The sequence below is a fragment of the Pseudomonas abieticivorans genome (assembly GCF_023509015.1).
Classification (GTDB): Bacteria; Pseudomonadota; Gammaproteobacteria; order Pseudomonadales; family Pseudomonadaceae; genus Aquipseudomonas; species Aquipseudomonas abieticivorans.
This window is the reverse complement of the sequence record NZ_CP094975.1, coordinates 6,483,548-6,501,667: the sequence shown is the minus strand read 5'-3', so window position 1 is coordinate 6,501,667 and position 18,120 is coordinate 6,483,548. Positions and strand designations below refer to the sequence as shown.

17 protein-coding genes are annotated in these 18,120 nt (G+C 63.5%); 15 read left to right on the top strand and 2 right to left on the bottom strand.

Translation table 11 applies throughout. From position 1 onward, the window contains the following. The first annotated feature begins 7 nt into the window (after nucleotides 1-7). The 10 genes from L9B60_RS29500 to L9B60_RS29455 all read left to right on the top strand — a co-directional run bounded on the left by L9B60_RS29500 (nucleotide 8) and on the right by L9B60_RS29455 (nucleotide 10,594). Entirely contained in the window at nucleotides 8-910 is a 903-nt protein-coding gene (locus L9B60_RS29500) for a 3-hydroxyacyl-CoA dehydrogenase (protein WP_249674690.1), read from the top strand. Beyond that, the gene (locus L9B60_RS29495; RefSeq protein WP_249674689.1) at nucleotides 907-2,082 is read left to right on the top strand and encodes a thiolase family protein; all 1,176 of its coding nucleotides are present in this window, start codon (nucleotides 907-909) and stop codon (nucleotides 2,080-2,082) included. The genes L9B60_RS29500 and L9B60_RS29495 overlap by 4 nt, the downstream gene beginning before the upstream one ends. 1 nt (nucleotide 2,083) lies before the next feature. After that, a complete protein-coding gene (locus L9B60_RS29490) occupies nucleotides 2,084-2,587 on the top strand; it encodes a carboxymuconolactone decarboxylase family protein (RefSeq protein ID WP_249674688.1) in 504 nt (167 codons plus the stop codon). A 137-nt stretch (nucleotides 2,588-2,724) separates the two neighbouring features. Further along, nucleotides 2,725-4,002 carry a cytochrome P450 gene (locus L9B60_RS29485; protein WP_249674687.1) on the top strand — a complete coding sequence of 426 codons (1,278 nt, stop codon included), beginning with the start codon at nucleotides 2,725-2,727 and terminating at the stop codon, nucleotides 4,000-4,002. A 122-nt stretch (nucleotides 4,003-4,124) separates the two neighbouring features. Beyond that, on the top strand, nucleotides 4,125-5,432 hold the full coding sequence (locus L9B60_RS29480; RefSeq protein WP_249674686.1) for an amidohydrolase family protein: 1,308 nt from the start codon (nucleotides 4,125-4,127) through the stop codon (nucleotides 5,430-5,432). A 108-nt stretch (nucleotides 5,433-5,540) separates the two neighbouring features. Beyond that, nucleotides 5,541-6,689, top strand: a complete 1,149-nt coding sequence (locus L9B60_RS29475) for an acyl-CoA dehydrogenase family protein (RefSeq protein WP_249674685.1) — start codon at nucleotides 5,541-5,543, stop codon at nucleotides 6,687-6,689. After that, the gene (locus tag L9B60_RS29470) at nucleotides 6,689-7,762 is read left to right on the top strand and encodes an acyl-CoA dehydrogenase family protein (protein ID WP_249674684.1); all 1,074 of its coding nucleotides are present in this window, start codon (nucleotides 6,689-6,691) and stop codon (nucleotides 7,760-7,762) included. Before L9B60_RS29475 ends, L9B60_RS29470 begins: the two co-directional genes overlap by 1 nt. Then, a complete protein-coding gene (locus L9B60_RS29465; protein WP_249674682.1) occupies nucleotides 7,759-8,559 on the top strand; it encodes a crotonase/enoyl-CoA hydratase family protein in 801 nt (266 codons plus the stop codon). Before L9B60_RS29470 ends, L9B60_RS29465 begins: the two co-directional genes overlap by 4 nt. 42 nt (nucleotides 8,560-8,601) lie before the next feature. After that, on the top strand, nucleotides 8,602-9,726 hold the full coding sequence (locus tag L9B60_RS29460) for an acyl-CoA dehydrogenase family protein (protein WP_249674681.1): 1,125 nt from the start codon (nucleotides 8,602-8,604) through the stop codon (nucleotides 9,724-9,726). Nucleotides 9,727-9,856: 130 nt separating this feature from the next. Then, nucleotides 9,857-10,594, top strand: coding sequence for a PRC-barrel domain-containing protein (locus L9B60_RS29455; protein WP_249674680.1), 738 nt, complete (start codon nucleotides 9,857-9,859; stop codon nucleotides 10,592-10,594). Nucleotides 10,595-10,605: 11 nt separating this feature from the next. Here L9B60_RS29455 and L9B60_RS29450 read toward each other — a convergent pair whose 3' ends face one another. Next, entirely contained in the window at nucleotides 10,606-11,502 is an 897-nt protein-coding gene (locus tag L9B60_RS29450; RefSeq protein WP_249674678.1) for a LysR family transcriptional regulator, read from the bottom strand. A 133-nt stretch (nucleotides 11,503-11,635) separates the two neighbouring features. On the opposite strand from L9B60_RS29450, the gene L9B60_RS29445 reads away from it, so the two are divergent. The 5 genes from L9B60_RS29445 (at nucleotide 11,636) to L9B60_RS29425 (ending at nucleotide 17,251) form a co-directional block, all read left to right on the top strand. After that, nucleotides 11,636-12,064, top strand: a complete 429-nt coding sequence (locus L9B60_RS29445) for a (R)-mandelonitrile lyase (RefSeq protein ID WP_249674677.1) — start codon at nucleotides 11,636-11,638, stop codon at nucleotides 12,062-12,064. A 135-nt stretch (nucleotides 12,065-12,199) separates the two neighbouring features. Next, nucleotides 12,200-13,135, top strand: coding sequence for a LysR family transcriptional regulator (locus tag L9B60_RS29440; protein WP_249674676.1), 936 nt, complete (start codon nucleotides 12,200-12,202; stop codon nucleotides 13,133-13,135). Nucleotides 13,136-13,364: 229 nt separating this feature from the next. Then, on the top strand, nucleotides 13,365-14,045 hold the full coding sequence (locus L9B60_RS29435; RefSeq protein ID WP_249674675.1) for a (2Fe-2S)-binding protein: 681 nt from the start codon (nucleotides 13,365-13,367) through the stop codon (nucleotides 14,043-14,045). Beyond that, nucleotides 14,045-15,028, top strand: a complete 984-nt coding sequence (locus L9B60_RS29430; protein ID WP_249674674.1) for an FAD binding domain-containing protein — start codon at nucleotides 14,045-14,047, stop codon at nucleotides 15,026-15,028. Before L9B60_RS29435 ends, L9B60_RS29430 begins: the two co-directional genes overlap by 1 nt. Before the next feature lie 12 nt (nucleotides 15,029-15,040). Beyond that, the gene (locus L9B60_RS29425; protein WP_249674673.1) at nucleotides 15,041-17,251 is read left to right on the top strand and encodes a xanthine dehydrogenase family protein molybdopterin-binding subunit; all 2,211 of its coding nucleotides are present in this window, start codon (nucleotides 15,041-15,043) and stop codon (nucleotides 17,249-17,251) included. A 67-nt stretch (nucleotides 17,252-17,318) separates the two neighbouring features. Here the strand turns inward: L9B60_RS29425 and L9B60_RS29420 are convergent, their stop codons facing one another. Beyond that, entirely contained in the window at nucleotides 17,319-18,098 is a 780-nt protein-coding gene (locus L9B60_RS29420; protein WP_249674672.1) for a carboxymuconolactone decarboxylase family protein, read from the bottom strand. Between the last annotated feature and the right edge of the window lie 22 nt (nucleotides 18,099-18,120).

Here is an 18,120-nt window from a genome sequence, read left to right as displayed (position 1 = left end):
GCCAGACATGAACGCCAAACAACAAAAAGTAGTGGTGGTGGGGGCTGGGTTGATGGGCACCGGCATCGCGCACGCGTTTGCAAGCTCAGGGTTTACCACGCTGTTGGTCGACACGAACGGGGATGCTTTAGCCCAGAGCCGGGCCAGCATCGAAAAAATCCTTGCCGACGGCGTGCGCCTGGGCAAGGTCAGTGAGGAACAGGCCGGGGCAGCCCTGGCCAACCTGCACACCGGTAGCGACTTGAATGACGCGGCCACCGGCGCTCATTGGCTGGTGGAGACGGTGTCCGAGCAGTTGGCCGTGAAAAAAGCGGTGATTGGCCAGGCGGCGGCGCTGTTGGCGGAGGACGCGATCATCGCGACCAACACCTCGGCGCTCAGCGTGACCGAGATCGCCGCCTCGGTGCCCGGTGCGGACCGAGTGATCGGCATGCACTTCTTCAACCCCGTGCACAAAATGAAGCTGATCGAACTGGTGCGTGGCCTGGCCACCAGCGATGAGGTGGTGGCCCGTACCCGCGCCTTGTGCGAGCAGTTGGGCAAGACCTCGATCGTGGTCAACGAGTCCCCTGGGCTGACCACCAGCCGCATGTCCGCGCTGCTGGGCAACGAGGCGATGTGGATGCTGCAGGAGGGCACTGCCAGCGCCGAAGACATCGACACCGCCTTGCGGCTGGGTTTCAACCACCCCATGGGGCCGCTGGAGTTGGGCGACCTGACCGGCTGGGACACGCGGCTGTCGGTGTTGCGTTACTTGCATCAAACCCTGGGCGAGAAGTTTCGGCCCTGCCCATTGATCATCAAGATGGTGGCGGCCGGGCGCCTGGGTCGCAAGACCGGGCACGGGGTTTACCGCTATGAGGACGGTCGACAGGTGCCGGGTTCCGGGCTCAAGGCGAGTGCGCTATGAAGGACATCGTGATCCTGGATGCCGTGCGCACCCCCATCGGTAGGTTCCGTGGCAGCCTGGCAGGCGTGCGCGCCGATCACCTGGGCGCGTGGGTGATCGACCGCCTGTTGCAGCGCATGGAGCTTGCGCCCAGCCACGTCGACGACGTGATTTTCGGCTGTGTCACCCAGATTGGCGAGCAGTCGGCCAATATCGCCCGCACCGCGCTGCTGGGCGCCGGGTGGCCGGTGACCATCCCGGGCCTGACCATCGACCGCAAATGCGGCTCGGGTGAAGTGGCTGTGCACCTGGCGGCGGGCATGATTGCCGCCGGCGCTGCCCATGTGGTGGTGGCGGGGGGCGCGGAGAACATGAGCCGCGTGCCCATGGGCAGCAACCGCGAGATCCATGGCGAGGCGTTCGGCTGGATGGCTGCGCAACGCCATGAGTTGACCAGCCAGGGCGAGGCGGCCGAACGCATCGCCAGCAAGTATGGCATCAGCCGCGAGGCGCTGGACCAATTTGCGCTGACCAGCCAGCAGCGTGCGGCCGCCGCCTGCGATGCCGGCTATTTCGATAATGAAATCGTGCCGGTGTCGGTCGCCGAACTGCGCGAGCGCGACCGGGTAGAGCCGGCCCTGGTGCTGAGCCGCGACGAAACCATTCGCCGTGACACTTCGTTGGAGAAGCTCTCGACCCTCAAGACCAGCTTTCGCCCGGAACATGGGCGTATCACCGCCGGCAATTCGTCGCAGATATCCGATGGTGCCGCGGCGTTGCTGGTGATGGCCGGTGATACCGCGCGCAAGCTGGGGCTGCGGGCGCGGGCGCGGATCGTCGCGTTCACCACGGTTGGCTCCGACCCCACGCTGATGCTGACCGGGCCCATCGCCGCCACCCACAAGGTGCTGGCCATGGCCGGGTTGAGCCTGGCCGACATCGACCTGTTTGAAGTGAACGAAGCGTTCGCCTCGGTACCCTTGGCCTGGATGCAGGAGACCGGCGTGCCCCACCACAAGCTCAACGTCAATGGCGGCGCGATTGCCCTGGGGCACCCGCTGGGCGCCAGTGGTGCGCGGCTGATGACCACCTTGCTCAATGAGCTTGAGCGGCGCGGCGCGCGTTATGGCCTGCAAGCCATTTGCTGCGCCGGTGGCATGGGCACGGCGACCATCATCGAGCGGTTGGATTGAGGTGGCGCGCCTGCCACTGATTGCCGTACAGGCCATGCCGGCCGCGTTGCAGGATGCGGTCGAGCGCGGCCTGCACAGCCGCATGCTCAGCGCCACCACGCCGGTGCAAGTTTGGGCTCACCGGCCAGAGGCGGCGCTGGCCTGGCTGGCACTGATGGAAACCCTGCACGCGGGCAGCCTGCTGGACGAGCGCCTGCGCGAACTGGTGCGGCTCAAGATCGCCAGCATCACCACGTGCCAGGCCTGCCGGCTGGCGCGCAAATCGGACACGGTCACCGAACAGGACATTGCCTGCATGGCCTCCGGCAGCGCGCACTTCACCGCGCCCGAGCAGGCGGCGCTGGCGTATGCCGAGCTGTTTGCCGGCGATTACCTGGCCATTGACGAACAACATTTCGCCCTGCTGGCGACGTTTTACTCGCCGGCGCAGGTGGTGGAGCTCTCGATGTACTGCGCGCTGATGCTGGCCGGCGGGCGCATGACCGCGGTGCAGCAGGCGTATTGACCGGGTTTTTCGGCTGTTACTGATCAAAATATTGAAAAGCGTACAACAATAGGCCGGCAAGGCTTATTGTTAGCCGTGACGCCAGGCCTCCCACCGGGGCAACTTCAAAAATAATGACAAAAATGACGGAGAAGACCATGTCCACACCGGCACACAATGACCTGACCAAGGCCTTTACCGATGTCGCCAGCAATTACCGTGGCAACAGTGACATCGACCTGCACGCTACCTACCGCGACATGCGCGCCAACTCACCGGTGCTGCAGGACAACTTCATGGCCCGCCTGGGCGTACCGAGCATTGCCGGGCTGGACGCCAGCCGGCCGACCTTTACCCTGTTCAAATACGACGACGTGATGGCGGTGATGCGCGATGCCGGCACGTTCACCAGCGGCTTTATTGCCGAAGGCCTGGGCGCTTTCTTCGACGGCTTGATCCTGACCGCGATGGACGGCGATGCGCACAAGCACATCCGCAGCCTGCTGCAACCGGTGTTCATGCCCGAAACCGTCAACCGCTGGAAAGAAACCAAGATCGACCGGGTGATCCGCGAGGAATACATCAAGCCCATGGTGGCGGCCAAAGGCGCCGACCTGATGGATTTCGCCCTGTATTTCCCGATCCGGGTCATTTACGCCCTGATCGGTTTTCCGGAAGACCGCCCCGAACAGATCGAGCAGTACGCGGCCTGGGCCCTGGCGATCCTGGCCGGGCCCCAGGTAGATCCCGAAAAAGCTGCTGCCGCCCGCGGCGCCGCGATGGAAGCGGCCAAAGCCCTGTACGACGTGGTCAAGGTGGTGGTGGCCGAGCGTCGGGCGCAAGGGGCCAGCGGCGACGACCTGATCAGCCGGCTGATCAACGCCGAGTACCAGGGGCGCTCCCTGGACGATCACGAAATCGCCACTTTCGTGCGCTCGCTGCTGCCAGCTGCCAGCGAGACCACCACACGCACCTTCGGCACTTTGATGTCGCTGCTGTTGCAGCACCCCGAGATGCTTGAGCGCGTGCGCGCAGACCGCAGCCTGGTCAACAAGGCCATTGACGAGGCGGTGCGTTTCGAGCCGGTGGCCACCTTCAAGGTGCGCCAGGCCGCCAAGGACCTGGAGATCCGCGGCGTGGCGATTCCCAAGGGGGCGATGGTGCAGTGCATCGTGACCTCGGCCAACCGCGACGAAGACGCCTTCGAGCGCGCCGACACGTTCGACATCGACCGCAAGCCCAAGCCCTCGTTCGGCTTCGGCTTTGGCCCGCACATGTGCATCGGCCAGTTCGTGGCCAAGACCGAAATCAATTGCGCGCTCAATGCCATTCTCGACCTGTTGCCCAACATCCGGCTGGACCCTGCCAAGCCAGCGCCGCGCATCGAGGGCGCCCAGTTGCGTGGGCCGCATTACCTGCACGTACTGTGGGATTAAGCGTTGGCCAGGCGATTGAAATCGCAATTAAACTGAACACATTTAAAAAAAGTGTTTAATTAAGGCGTAGCCTGCTCTATGATTCAGGCACAACAACAAGCCCGAATGCGAAGGGGAAAACAATGAAAGTTGAAGATCTGATTCTTGTCAGCGTCGATGACCACGCGATCGAGCCGCCAAACGCTTTTGCTCGCCACATGCCGGCCCGCTTCAAGGGCCGCGAGCCGCACGTGGTCAAGAAGGGCGAGCGCGACGTGTGGGTGTTCGAGGAGCAGGCCACCGGCTACATGGGCTTGAACTCGGTGGTCGGCCGGCCGAAAGAGGAATACGGCATGGAGCCGCTGGGCTACGAGCAGATGCGTCGTGGCACCTGGAACATCAAGGACCGTGTCGACGACATGAACGCCAATGGCGTGCTCGGCTCATTGTGCTTCCCGACCTTCCCAGGCTTTGCCGGGCAGCGCTTCCAGGTACATGCCGACCGTGACGTGTCGCTGGCGGCCATCCAGGCCTACAACGACTGGCACTTGCACGATTGGTGCAACGCCGCGCCGGGTCGCTTCATCCCGCTGATGATCGTGCCGTGGTGGGACATGAAAGCCGCCGTCGCCGAAGTCGAGCGCCTGGCCCGCCAGGGCGTGCACGCGCTATCGCTGTCGGACAACCCGGCCATTCACGGCTACCCCTCGATCCACAGCGATTACTGGGACCCACTGTGGAAAGTCTGCAGCGACAACAAGGTGGTGATCTGCTGCCATATCGGCACCGGCGTCAAGGCCAACCACGCCTCCGACATGTCGCCGATCGATGCCTGGATCACCTCCATGCCGATCTCCATCGCCAACTCGGCTGCCGACTGGATCTGGGCGCCGATGTGGAAAAAATTCCCCGACCTGCGCATGGCGCTTTCTGAAGGTGGCATCGGCTGGATCCCGTACCTGCTAGAGCGCGCGGACTTCACCCACCGCCATCACAACGCCTGGACCAACTCCAACTTCGGCGGGAAGATGCCCAGCGACATCTTCAACAAGCATTTCGTCACCTGCTTTATCGAAGACAAATTTGGCCTGCAGAATCTCAACTTCCTGAACACCGACATGGTCACCTGGGAAAGCGACTATCCGCACTCCGACTGCACCTGGCCGAACTCGCCGGAAACCGCATGGGAAGGGCTGCAACACCTGGACAAGGCGATGATCGACAAGGTCACCCACCTGAACGCCATGCGCGAGTTCTCCTACGACCCGTTCTCGATCCACCCACGTGAAACCTGCACGGTCGCAGCCCTCAGGGCCAAGGCCACCCACGTCAGCATCGAGCCGGCCCTGGGGCTGGGGGGGGCCGATCATGGTCGCGACGACAACAAACCGGTGACCTCTGGCGATATCAACGCGATGTTCGCCCAGGCGGACGCGCAAACCGCGTTGTAGGTTGCCACCTGCGCCTACCGGTGCCGGCCAACGGCAACGGTGGGGCGGTTGCGGTTTCGGGGTTGCTTGGTTCCAAGCGGCGCCTGTGTTCAGCGTGAGAGAGCGCATATGGCCATCAGCCAATTTTCCTACAGCACTATTGCGGCCGACGCCGAAGCGCTTCGCGCGCACGTTCGAGGGTTTATCGAGGCCACGTTGGCCGATTACCCGATCACCCGGCGGGCCGAGTCATGGATGGGCTTCGATGCTCACTTCAGTCGGCAACTGGGTGCCCAGGGCTGGGTTGGCATGGCGTTGCCCAAGGCCTACGGCGGCGCTGCCGCCGGGCCGTTCGCGCGCTATGTGATTATCGAGGAACTGCTGGCGGCGGGTGCGCCAGTGTCGGCCCACTGGATTGCCGATCGGCAAAGCGGGCCACTGATCAATCGCTTTGGCACCGAGGCGCAGAAGCAGCACTACCTGCCACCGATCTGCCGGGGTGAAAGCTACTTTTGCATTGGCATGAGCGAGCCCAATTCGGGCTCCGACCTGGCGTCGATCAAGAGCCGTGCGGTGCGCGACGGCGACAGCTGGGTGCTCAGCGGGCAAAAGGTCTGGACCACCAACGCACACCATTCGCACTACATGATCGCCCTGGTGCGCACGGGCGAACAGCAGGCGGCGCGCCATGAGGGCATGTCGCAGTTCATCGTCGACCTGAGCCTGCCGGGCATCACCATTCGGCCCATCCGCGACCTGGCGGGGGGCGAACACTTCAACGAGGTGTTTTTCGACCAGGTGCGCCTGCCGGCCGACGCCTTGATTGGGACCGAAGGCAAGGGCTGGGACCAGGTAACCGCCGAGCTTGCGTTCGAGCGCAGCGGCCCGGAGCGCTTTCTCAGTTGCATCGCGCTGCTCAAGGGCCTGGTCGATGCCGTGGGCGCGAAGCCTGATGCTTTGCAGGCGCGGGAAATCGGCCGGCTTTCGGCCAAGTTGCTGACGCTGCGCAATATGTCGTTGTCGGTCACCGCGCAACTGGCCGCAGGCGAAAACCCGGCGTGGGCAGCGTCCTGTGTGAAAGACCTGGGCAATGCCTTCGAGCAGGAAATACCTGAAGTGGCGCACCTGCTGCTGGAGGCCGAGCCACGCCAGCAGGGCGGCAACGCGTATTCGCAGGTACTGGCCTACCTGACACAAATGGCGCCGTCGTTCTCGCTGCGCGGCGGCACTCGCGAAATTCTGCGGGGCATCATTGCCCGTGGCCTGGGGTTGCGATAATGCGCGAACTATTTGAATCGACGATTGAACGCCTATTCGCCGACCTGGCGACGCCAGCCTGTGCCATGGCCTGCGAAGGCGGGGTGTGGCCTACGGCGCTGTGGGGCGCGCTGGACGAGTCCGGCTTTACCCTGGCCGGTGTCAGTGAAGCGCTGGGCGGCGCCCAGGCCAGTTGGGCCGACATGTACGTGTTGGTGCGTGCGGCGGGGCGCCATTGCGTGCCGGCGCCCTTGGCCGAGGCGTTGTTGGGCAACTGGCTGTTGAGCAAGGCCGGCTTGGAAGGGTACGCCGGGGCCTTGAGTTTCACCGCCGGCACGGATGTGCACGTTGCAGGCGAGCAGGCGCATGGCACTGCCCGCGCCGTGCCCTGGGGGCGCAATGTCGATGCGCTGGTGGCAGTGGCCAACACGGCCTCTGGCGCCCCTCGGGTCGTGCTGCTGCAACGCAGCGCCGCCAGTACGCTGGCCACCCACCTGAATGTGGCGGGCGAGCCGCGCGACGACCTGCACTTCAATGGCGCCCGGGTGTTGGCCCAGGCACCGCTGCCGGAAGGGGTGGGCGCCAACGTGCTGGAACTGGGGGGCGCGATGCTGCGCTCGGCGCAGATCGCCGGCGCGCTGCACGCCTTGCTGGACATGACCGCCAACTACGCCCGCGAACGCCAGCAGTTCGGCAAGGCCATCGGGTCGTTCCAGGCCATTCAACAACAACTGGCGGTATTTGCCGAACAGGCGGCCGCCGCTGCCATCGCCGCCGAGGCAGGGTTTGCCGAATCTGGCGATGGCCTGGCCGAGCTGACCATTGCCGCGGCCAAGATCAGCACGGGGGAGGCGGCCAGCGTTGGCGCCGGCATTGCCCACTCCGTGCACGGGGCCATCGGTTTTACCGAGGAATACCCGCTGCACCTGCTTACCCGCAGGTTATGGGCATGGCGCAGCGAGTTCGGCTCCGCCAGCCTGTGGAGCCAGCTCCTGGGCGTGCGGGTTTGCCGGGCAGGCAGCGAGGGCTACTGGCCGTTGCTCACCCAGCACGGTCAGCAATCGTTAACCCCACGTGTGAGTACTGTGCGATGAGCCCGTTTCTGCAGATCGAGCGCGAGGGCGGCATTGTCACCGTGCGCATGAACCACCCTGAAACCCGCAACGCCCTGACCACGCCCGAGCAGATCCAGGAGTTCGTCGACCTGTGCGCGCAATTGCGCGTGGACAAGACGGCGCGGGTCATGGTGCTCACCGGCAACGGCAGCGCGTTCTGTGCCGGTGGCAACGTCAAGGACATGCATGAGCGTGGCGGTATCTTCGCAGGCTCCCCCTATGAGCTACGCAACACCTACCGCGATGGCATCCAGCGTATCCCGTTGGCGATCTACGAGCTGGAAATACCGGTGATCGCCGCCGTCAACGGCCCGGCCGTGGGCGCCGGGCTCGACCTGGCCTGCATGTGCGACATCCGGTTGGCGGCGCCCAAGGCGATCTTTGCCGAGAGCTTCGTGCGCCTGGGGATCGTGCCCGGTGACGGCGGCGCCTGGCTGTTGCCGCGCATCATCGGCATACCCAAGGCCAGCCTGATGGCCTTTACCGGGGACGCCATCGATGCGGCCAAGGCGCTGGAATGGGGGCTGGTGGAGCAAGTGTGCACCCACGAAACGCTGCAAGCGGAGGCGCAGGCCCTGGCCCGGCGGATCGCCAGCAACCCGGGCCATGCGCTGCGACTGTGCAAGCGGTTGCTGCGCGAAGGCCAGCACATGCGCCTGGATTCTTTGCTCGAATTGTCCGCCGCCTACCAGGCGCTGGCGCATCACACCCAGGACCATGAGGAAGCGGTGGCCGCGTTCGTGAACAAGCGCGACGCCAACTACCAGGACCGCTGAGCCGTCCATGCCAACAACAAGAATCGATCGGGAGTAAGCAAGATGCGTGGCGTATTTCGAGAAGACCACAACATGTTCCGTGATCAGGCCCGCCGCTTCGTGGAGCGCGAAATCGTGCCGTACCTGCACGAGTGGGAAAAAAACGGCATCGTGCCCAAGGAGGTCTGGCTCAAGGCCGGTGAAAACGGCTTGTTATGCTCCACGGTGCCGGAAGAGTACGGCGGCCCGGGCGGTGATTTCGGCCACAGCGCGGTGATGATTGAGGAACTGGCGCGTGCCAACGCCACTGCCGTGGGGTTCACCACGCACTCGGAAATCGTCACGCCCTACATCGTCGCCTACGGCAGTGAGGCGCAAAAGCAGCAGTGGCTGCCGCGCATGGTCAGCGGTGAGCTGATTGGCGTGATCGCCATGAGCGAACCGGGCATCGGCAGTGACCTGCGGGCCATGCGCACCTCGGCGCGCCAAGACGGTGACGACTACATCGTCAATGGCCAGAAAACTTTCATCACCAACGGCGGCAACGCCGGCCTGGTGGTGACCGCCACCAAGCTGGACCCGGCGGCCAAGGAACTGACCCTGATCTGCGTCGAGGAGACGCGTGCAGGTTTTGCCAAAGGACGGCTGCTGGAAAAGATCGGCCTGAAGGGCCAGGACACCGCCGAACTGTTCTTTGACGAGGTGCGTGTGCCGGTGGGCAATCGCTTGGGCGAGGAGGGCATGGGCTTCAAGTACCTGACCCATCAACTGGCCTGGGAGCGCTTGATCATCGCGATTCGTGCCGCGCAATCGATCGATACCTTGCTTGAGGAAACCATCGGTTATACCCGTGAGCGCAAGGTGTTCGGCAAACCGGTGCTGGACTTTCAGAACACCCGTTTCAAACTGGCTGAGGCCAAGGCCCAGGCCACCATGCTGCGGGTGTTCGTGGACGACTGCCTGGCCAAGGTGATGCGCGGCGAACTGACCCCTGAGATCGCCGCGATGGCCAAGCTGCTAGGCTCGGAAATGCAGGGCAAGCTGCTCGACGAGTTCTTGCAGTTGCACGGCGGGTACGGCTTCATGAGCGAATACAAGATCGGCCGCGCCTGGGTCGACGCCCGGGTGGCGCGTATTTATGGCGGTACCTCGGAAATCATGAAGGAGATCATTGGCCGTACCCTGTGACATTTCGTACAGTGCCAAGGGTTGAACGTCCGGTCAGCGGGCCAGGTCTATGCTTGTAATGCCCTTGGCGATTTGCCCAGGGGCGAACGCTGCCGACCTCGCCGGTCGGCACCTTGACAGGACATCCCTCATGTTAAGAAGCATGCACGACCTGGCGCACTACACCCTGGGCGCCACCGACGGTGACATTGGCGAGGTGAAGGACTTTTATTTTGACGATGCCACGTGGGTGATCCGCTATCTGGTCGTCGAAACGGGCACCTGGCTTGCCAGCCGCAAAGTGCTGATCGCCCCGGCGTCGATCCAGCACTGCGACTGGCAAGCACAGCGCCTGACCCTGAACATCACCCGCGAGCAGGTCAAGGCCAGCCCGGACATCGACACGGACAAACCCGTGTCGCGCCAGCACGAAATGGACTACCTGGGTTATTACGGCTACCCCTTTTACTGGGGCACCGGCGGGCTGTGGGACGCCGCTCGCCCCGACACCCCCCTGGAGCCCAAGGACGACGTGCGCTTGCGCAGTGGCAAGGAAGTCACGGGTTATCACATCCAGGCCAAGGACGGCGAGATCGGCCATGTGCACGGCCTGCTGGTGAACGAGGAGTCCTGGGCCGTGCAGTACCTGGTGGTCAACACCAGCAATTGGTGGGTAGGGCACAAGGTACTGATTGCCCCGGAATGGATCGATGACATTTCCTGGCAAGAGCAGAAGGTGTTCCTGGACCTGGATCGCGACTCGGTCAAAAACTCACCGGCCTACGACGACACCCTGCCGCTGAGCCGCGAGCATGAAACGGTGCTGTATACCCATTATCGGCGCACGGTGTATTGGTCGGTCGAGACTCGGGTGGATCCGCCACAGTGAAACGACCGCGATTACTCGCTTACGCCGCGAAGCGCTGCGATCACCATCCGCACCGCCAACGATGATTGGCGCCTGGTCGCATAGTACGCATGGGTGCCGGTAAAGGTCGCGAACCAGTCCTCCAGCACCCAAGCGAGCCGTCCTGCCTGCACATGGGCCTCGACCAAGGGCTTGGGCAGGTAGGCCAGGCCGAAGCCCTGCAACGCGGCATCGAGCATCTGGTAGGAGTTGTTGAACACTAACTGGCCGGCCACCTTCACTTCGATGCTTTGCCCGTCTTTTTGCAGTTCCCACGCCATCAGGGTGTCTTTGGTGGGCAATCGCAAGTTGATGCAATTGTGCAAGGTCAGGTCATGGGGCGTTCGCGGGGCGGGGCGTTCCTGGAGGTAGCGCGGCGCCCCGACGATTGCCAGGGTCTCATCCGGTGCGATGCGCACGGCGATCATGTCCTTTTCCACTTGATCGCCCAGGCGGATGCCGATGTCAAAGCGCTCGGCGACGATATTCGACAGGCCATAATCGTTGATCAGCTCGACATGCAACTCGGGGTGTTCACGCAGCAAGCCTTGCAGTTTTGGCCAGACATACTGGTTCGCGGAATAGTCGGTGGCGGTAATGCGCACCGTGCCCACCGGCTTTTCCCGCAGTTCGGCGACAGCCTGCAGCTCGGCTTCGATTTCTTCCAGCTTAGGGGCGACGGAGTCCAGCAGGCGCTGGCCCGCCTCGGTGGTGGCCACGCTGCGGGTGGTGCGGGTGAGCAGCAGCATGCCAAGCTGGTTTTCCAGCGCTGTCACGGTCCTGCTCAGCGAAGACTGGGAAACCCCCAGTTGTGCCGCAGCCTTGGTGAAGCTGCGTTCACGCGCCACCGTCAGCAGCGCCACCAGGTGGTTAAGATCGGGAGCGGCCATTAATCCACCTGTGCATGAGTGTATCCCTATTTTGCCATCTAGTGCCTTGGCCTCCAACCCACTAAATTGCCGGTGAGGGTATTCAATAGGTGCGACTCACGTGCCCAGCCCCGTACGCAAACGAGTGAATTCAATGACCACGTCAAGCCAGACCATCATCCGCAGTGGCACCAAACCCTCGATCAAGGGGCCGGAAACCTGGTTCACCGGCTCGGTGCGTATCGACAACGCTTTCCAATTGGAGGCGCCGGGCCAGGCAACCGGCGCCATCGTCACCTTCGAACCTGGCGCCCGGACCTTTTGGCATGCGCACCCCCAGGGGCAAGTGTTGGTGGTGCTCACGGGGGTGGGTTGGACCCAATGCGAAGACGGTCCGCGAACTGAAATTCGCGCCGGCGACGTCGTTACGTGCGCCTGCGGCAAACGCCATTGGCACGGCGCGGCCGCCACCACGGCGATGTCGCACTTGGCGGTGACCGAAACCATCGACGGCAAGAACACCGACTGGATGGAACCTGTGACCCAAGAGCAATACTTGGGCGGCCCGCTGGTTACCGAGTGACAGGGGTGGCTACCGCGTCATGGATTGATGAGTGATTGATGATTATTCGTTGAGTCTAATTCAGTAATGCCTACCCGCATCGGCGGTAGAATTGGTAACTGACACTCATCAACGCCCCACCGGCAAGGAACCCTCATGCAGCTCAGCCGCGCGAACCTGGCCGACTTCGTCTATTTCCTGGCGATCGCCCGCCACCAGAGTTTCAGCCGTGCCGGGCAGGAAGTGGGGATCAGCGCCTCCGCCCTGAGCCATGCCATCAAAGGGCTGGAAACGCGGATTGGGGTGCGCCTGCTCAACCGCACCACACGCAGTGTCACGATGACGGCCGCAGGTGAAGAGCTGTGCAAGGTGATCAGCGGCCCGATGCAAAAAATGGATCAGGCGGTGGACCTCCTCAACCGCTTTCGCGACGAGCCGACGGGCCGTATCCGTTTGAATATGCTCAGCGACGCGGCTGACCTGCTGTTGGGCCCCGTGTTACCGGTGTTCAATGATCGCTACCCCGAGATCCAGATCGACCTGACCGCCACCAACCTGATCGTCGATGTGATCGGCGCCGGGCATGATGCCGGGATCCGCTACGGCGGTACCGTACCCGAAGACATGATCGCCCAGCGCCTGTCGCCAGACATTCGTTGGGTGGTCGCAGGCAGCACCGAGTATCTGCAACGCTTTGGCACCCCCCGGCATCCCAGCGACCTGCTCAAGCATCGCTGCCTGCGCATCCGCCTGGGCAACGGTAGCCTGTACGATTGGGAGTTCGAGAAAAACGGCGAGGCGTTGGCGATCGACGTGCCAGGGATGATTACCATCGATGAAACCCGCGCCGGCCTGTCGCTGGTGCGTCACGGCGCGGGGTTGATGTATGCGCCGCAGCCTGCCATGGCGCCGTTGCTTGAGCGTGGCGATGTGGTCACCGTACTGGATGACTGGGCAAGCGTGGCGCCTGGGTTTCACCTGTACTACTCCAGCCATCGCCAGTTGCCCATGGGGCTGCGCTTGTTGATCGACCTGATCCGCGAACTGCAGCCATTGGGGCCGATGGACCACGTGCCGATTATGCCGGCCTGAACAGACGCCCCCGACGCTTGGCTTTCGTAGAAAACCAACCTGTCGCAGTGAGCCTGACTCATCAATCCTTTCGCACGCGCTCCTCGACCCGTGCAGAGCGCGTTTGCCCAAGCATTCATGAGTGCTGCTCATGAGGCTATGTGAATTTCACCTACTTATCGCTTGTATAGGTTATCGATACATTACTAGAGGCCCCTTCCAACGTAGACCACGGCAAAGGTGAAACCTGATGACCGAGAACCAGCCACCAGACACGGCGCAAGGCCTGACACCCGCCGTGGAGGCAGGCGTTGCGCCTTCACGCCGGCACTTTCTAAAGTGTGGCGTTTCGGGGATCGCCGCCGCCACCGTGGCCACCTGGCTTCCGGCAAGCGCGGTGGCGGCCCAGGCACCTGCGCCGGTGATCGAAGACAAGGGTGCCCCCAAGGCGGGCGAGCGACGTATGCAACTGACGGTCAATGGCCAATTGCATACCCTCAACGTGCCGGCCAACGCGATACTCCTGGACGTGTTGCGAGATCGCCTGCAGTTGACGGGTACCAAGAAGGGCTGCGACCACGGTCAGTGCGGTGCCTGCACGCTGCTGGTCAACGGCGTGGCAATCAATTCCTGCCTGTCGATCGCCCTGCAGCATGAGGGTGACGAGATCACCACGATCGAAGGCCTCTCCCATGGCGACGACCTTCACCCCCTCCAAGAGGCCTTCTGGAACCACGACGCCTACCAATGCGGCTACTGCACGTCGGGCCAGATAATGAGCGCACTGGCTATTTTGAATGATCCCAACGTCGGCACCGATGACGCCAGTGTCAAGGAAGCCATGAGTGGCAATATTTGCCGCTGCGGTGCGTACAAGAACATCCTCGCGGCGATTCAGTCGGCACGGGGCAACATGGGAGGGGCCGCCTGATGCGTACGTTCGACTATGCCCGCGTACAATCGCCCGCTCAAGCCGTCGGCAGCCACGGCGCGCCGGGCCAGCCGGCCTACCTGGCCGGCGGCACGACGTTGCTCGACCTGGTAAAGCTGGACGTCATGCAACCTGACCGCCTGGTGGACATCAATCACCTGGCCTTAAAGCAGGTGGAGCCGTTAGCGGATGGCCGGGTGCGCATCGGGGCGCTGGTCAGCAACACTGACCTGGCACGCCACCCACTGATTCGCCAACACTACGCGGTGCTGTCCCAAGCCATCCTGGCAGGCGCCTCGACCCAGCTGCGCAATAAGGCTACGACCGGTGGCAATATCATGCAGCGCGTGCGCTGCAACTACTTTCGCGATGGCGTTTCACCGTGCAACAAGCGCCAGCCGGGCTCGGGCTGCGCCGCCATTGGCGGGCACAACCGCAGCGTCCATGCCGTGTTGGGCACCAGCGAGCATTGCATCGCCACACACCCGTCCGACATGTGCGTGGCGATGCTCGCCATCGGCGCCCAGGTGACGGTGCAGGGCCCGCAGGGGATTGGCGAGATCCCTTTCGCCGATTTTCACCTGCTGCCCGGCAACACCCCTTGGCTTGAGCATGCCCTCAAGCCTCATGAGCTCATTACTCACGTCACCTTGGATGCGCCGCTGGCCAATAGCCGTTCGGCCTATTTGAAGCTGCGTGACCGCGACTCGTATCAATTCGCCCTGGCGTCGAGTGCCGTGATCGTGGTGATGGACGGCCAGCGCGTGAAGGATGCGCGGGTTGCCATGGGCGGCGTGGGTACCAAGCCTTGGCGAGCCCTGGAAGCGGAGCGTGCCTTGATCGGCCAGCAAGCCGGCATCGAGCTGTTTACCCAGGCCGGGGAGCGCGCGATGCAAGGCGCCCGCGCATACGAGCACAACGCGTTCAAGATCCCGCTCGGCCAACAGGTCGTGACTCGCAACCTTCGTGATCTGACAGCCTAGGAGTGAAAGCGGATGAGCCCCCCTATTATCGGTACGCCTACCCGACGCATTGACGGCCGGCTGAAAGTCACCGGCGCGGCGCGTTATGCCGCTGACCATCCGCTGCCGGACCTGGCGTATGCCTATGGGGTCTACAGCACGATCGCCAATGGCCGCATCGTCGCTATCGATGACCGGCAAGCGCGCGCCATGCCCGGTGTCGTTGCGGTGCTGCACCATGGCAACTTTCCCGACCTGCACCGCACGCCGGACGTGGCCATGACCTTCAAAGACATCCTCAGTGCTGCCAAGGTGGATGAACGCAGGTTGCCGTTTGAAGACGACGTGGTCTCTTACCCAGGCCAATTCGTTGCACTGGTGGTCGCCGATACGTTCGAGCAGGCCCGCGCTGCCGCGCTGTTCGTCCACGTTGAATACGCCCAGGCCCCGGCCATCAAAAGCCTTGCTCAGGCCTTGCGGGAAAACGGCGAGCGTGAAGGGGGGCGCGGGCACAGTCGAGGGGATCCTGAGGCAGCGTGGCAAACAGCCGCGACGACGCTGGACCAGACTTACACCACGCCGGTCGAAACCCATAGCCCGATGGAAATGCACGCCACCACCGCCTATTGGCGAGACGGCAAGCTGTTCGTCTACGAAGGCACCCAGGGCGTGGTCAACCACCGCAACGTATTGGCCAATGTCTTCGACCTGCCGCCCGACCGGGTTGAAGTGCATGCACCCTTCATAGGTTCCGGCTTTGGCAGCAAGCTGTGGCCCTGGCCTCATTCGATAGCCGCCTGCGCGGCGGCCAAGGTGGTGAAGCGCCCCGTGCAACTGATGCTGCCCCGCGCGCAGATGTTTACCACGGCAGGGCATCGCCCGGAAACCTTGCAGCGCATTCGCCTGGCCACCGATGGCGACGGCAAGTTGGTGTCGATCAGGCACGAGTCATTCAATAGCACCTCCACCACCGATGCCTACACCGAAGCGTGCGGCGGGGTTACCCGTAGCCTTTACTCGTGCGCTAACGTGTTGGTGAACCACAAGAACAGCCCGCTCAACCGCGGTACACCCACCTCGATGCGTGCGCCGGGCGCCGCGCCCGGGCTGTTTGCACTGGAGTCGGCCATCGACGAACTGGCGTTGCTGCGCGGCGTTGACCCCTTGGCGTTTCGCAAGATGAACCTGGCCACGCGCGACGAAAGCCTGAACCTTGAATGGTCGAGCAATCACCTGCCCGAAGCCATCGACACGGCCGCCGAACGTTTCGGCTGGCAGGGGCGCAACGCGCAGGTGGGCTCGATGCGTGACGGTGATGAGTTGATTGGCTACGGCATGGGCGCCTGCAACTGGGAGGCTTACCAGGTGCCGACCGACGCACGAGTGATCATTCGCGCCGATGGCAGCGCGTTGGTGCAGTGCGGCCAGCAAGACATCGGCACGGGGACTTACACCGTGGTTGCCCAGGCGGTTGCCCAACTGACGGGCCTGGCGTTCGAGCGCATCGAGGTTGAACTGGGGAGCTCTACGTTCCCGCCCGGCGCCTTGGCCGGTGGTTCCTGGGCCACGGCCAGTATCTTGCCCGCTATTGCCGGTGCGACCCGCGCCGCGCTGACCAAGCTGCGTGAATACGCGGTGATGAGCGGGGGGCTTTTCCCCGGGCACGATGCCCAACGCCTTAGCGTCGACGCTGGCCACCTCATTGCTGGGGACCAGCGGGCAAGTTTCGCCGAAGTACTGCGCCATCAACGCATCGCGCGCGCCGAGGGCACCTTCCAGAGCGAGGCCAAGGGTGGTGATTTTTCTTATCGCTCGTTCGGCGCGCACTTTGTCGAGGTGCGCTGGGATCCGGGCATCTCACGCCTGCGCGTCGCTCGGGTGGTCAGCGCCATCGATGTGGGCAAGGTGGTCAACCCGTTGGCGGCGCGCAACCAGGTCGAAGGGGCGATCGTCATGGGGCTGGGCATGGCGCTGTTCGAGGCCTCGCAGAATGACCCCCACAGCGGGTTGCCGGTTAACAACAACTACGCCGAATACGTGGTGCCCGTGCATGCCGATTTGCCCGATATAGACGTGACCTTGCTCGACTACCCGGACTACAACCTCAGTGAGTTCGGTGCGCGCGGCATAGGCGAGATCGGCGTGACGGGCCTGGCAGCGGCGGTCGCCAATGCGGTTTACCACGCCACCGGTAAACGCGTTCGCAGCTTGCCCATCACCAAGGAAAAGCTGATGGCGGTGTAACGGTTGATGCCGCGCTGCAGTGTGTGCGCCCAACAGAGCATCGAGGCTCTCTTGGGCGCGATCTCTATCAACCTTGCTCGCGTGCAGCAAACACCTCTTTGAGCACGGGCACGGCGGACATCGCCTTCGGCCAGCCCACGTAAAACGCCAGATGGGTGACTACCTCGGCGGCCTGCGCTTGGGTCAGGCCATTGTCCATTGCCCGGTTGAGGTGGAAGGGCAGTTGCGCCGCCTGGCCTTGGGCGATCAGCGCGGCCACCGTCACCAGGCTGCGGTCGCGGGCGCTGAGGTTGCTTTGCCGCCAAAGGTCACCAAACAACAGGTCATTGGTGTAACGGGCCAGCTGCGGTGCGACGCCGCCCACGCCCGCCTCGACGGCGGCCCGGCGTTTGGCTTCACTGTCAGGGTCAAGTGTCAGCGCGGCGCCCGCCGGTGGCGAAATGTGCTCGGCCGGGATATTTCGTTCGCTGAAGACCTGCTTGGCGACACCCGCTGCAGACATCGCGTTTGGCCAGCCAGAGTAAAACGCCAGGTGGGTGATCAGTGCGCTGATTTCGCTGGGCTTGAGGCCATTGTCGAGCCCCAGTTTGAGGTGGCCCGTGAGTTGCGCGATCTGGCCGCTGGCGATCAGCGCGGCCACGGTGATCAGGCTGCGATCACGCGGCACCAGTGCTTCACGTTTCCACACCTCGCCAAACAGCAGTTCGGTGGTGTACTGGTACAGCTGCGGGGTCGCATCCAGCACGTCCGGCGAGGGCGTGGGATCGGGGCGCGGCTGGGCTTGATCGGCATCCACGACGGCGGAGAACAGCAGGGTGGCGAAGGTGGTGGCAGTGAGTAGTTTCATCGAACGCTCCTCATAGGCTTTT

Excerpts from the sequence above, each read along its gene's own strand:
- L9B60_RS29500 (WP_249674690.1), top strand. The coding sequence starts at position 8 with ATGAACGCCAAACAACAAAAAGTAGTGGTGGTGGGGGCTGGGTTGATG.
- L9B60_RS29495 (WP_249674689.1), top strand. The coding sequence starts at position 907 with ATGAAGGACATCGTGATCCTGGATGCCGTGCGCACCCCCATCGGTAGG.
- L9B60_RS29485 (WP_249674687.1), top strand. The coding sequence starts at position 2,725 with ATGTCCACACCGGCACACAATGACCTGACCAAGGCCTTTACCGATGTC.
- L9B60_RS29480 (WP_249674686.1), top strand. The coding sequence starts at position 4,125 with ATGAAAGTTGAAGATCTGATTCTTGTCAGCGTCGATGACCACGCGATC.
- L9B60_RS29475 (WP_249674685.1), top strand. The coding sequence starts at position 5,541 with ATGGCCATCAGCCAATTTTCCTACAGCACTATTGCGGCCGACGCCGAA.
- L9B60_RS29470 (WP_249674684.1), top strand. The coding sequence starts at position 6,689 with ATGCGCGAACTATTTGAATCGACGATTGAACGCCTATTCGCCGACCTG.
- L9B60_RS29465 (WP_249674682.1), top strand. The coding sequence starts at position 7,759 with ATGAGCCCGTTTCTGCAGATCGAGCGCGAGGGCGGCATTGTCACCGTG.
- L9B60_RS29460 (WP_249674681.1), top strand. The coding sequence starts at position 8,602 with ATGCGTGGCGTATTTCGAGAAGACCACAACATGTTCCGTGATCAGGCC.
- L9B60_RS29455 (WP_249674680.1), top strand. The coding sequence starts at position 9,857 with ATGTTAAGAAGCATGCACGACCTGGCGCACTACACCCTGGGCGCCACC.
- L9B60_RS29450 (WP_249674678.1), bottom strand. The coding sequence starts at position 11,502 with ATGGCCGCTCCCGATCTTAACCACCTGGTGGCGCTGCTGACGGTGGCG.
- L9B60_RS29445 (WP_249674677.1), top strand. The coding sequence starts at position 11,636 with ATGACCACGTCAAGCCAGACCATCATCCGCAGTGGCACCAAACCCTCG.
- L9B60_RS29440 (WP_249674676.1), top strand. The coding sequence starts at position 12,200 with ATGCAGCTCAGCCGCGCGAACCTGGCCGACTTCGTCTATTTCCTGGCG.
- L9B60_RS29435 (WP_249674675.1), top strand. The coding sequence starts at position 13,365 with ATGACCGAGAACCAGCCACCAGACACGGCGCAAGGCCTGACACCCGCC.
- L9B60_RS29430 (WP_249674674.1), top strand. The coding sequence starts at position 14,045 with ATGCGTACGTTCGACTATGCCCGCGTACAATCGCCCGCTCAAGCCGTC.
- L9B60_RS29425 (WP_249674673.1), top strand. The coding sequence starts at position 15,041 with ATGAGCCCCCCTATTATCGGTACGCCTACCCGACGCATTGACGGCCGG.
- L9B60_RS29420 (WP_249674672.1), bottom strand. The coding sequence starts at position 18,098 with ATGAAACTACTCACTGCCACCACCTTCGCCACCCTGCTGTTCTCCGCC.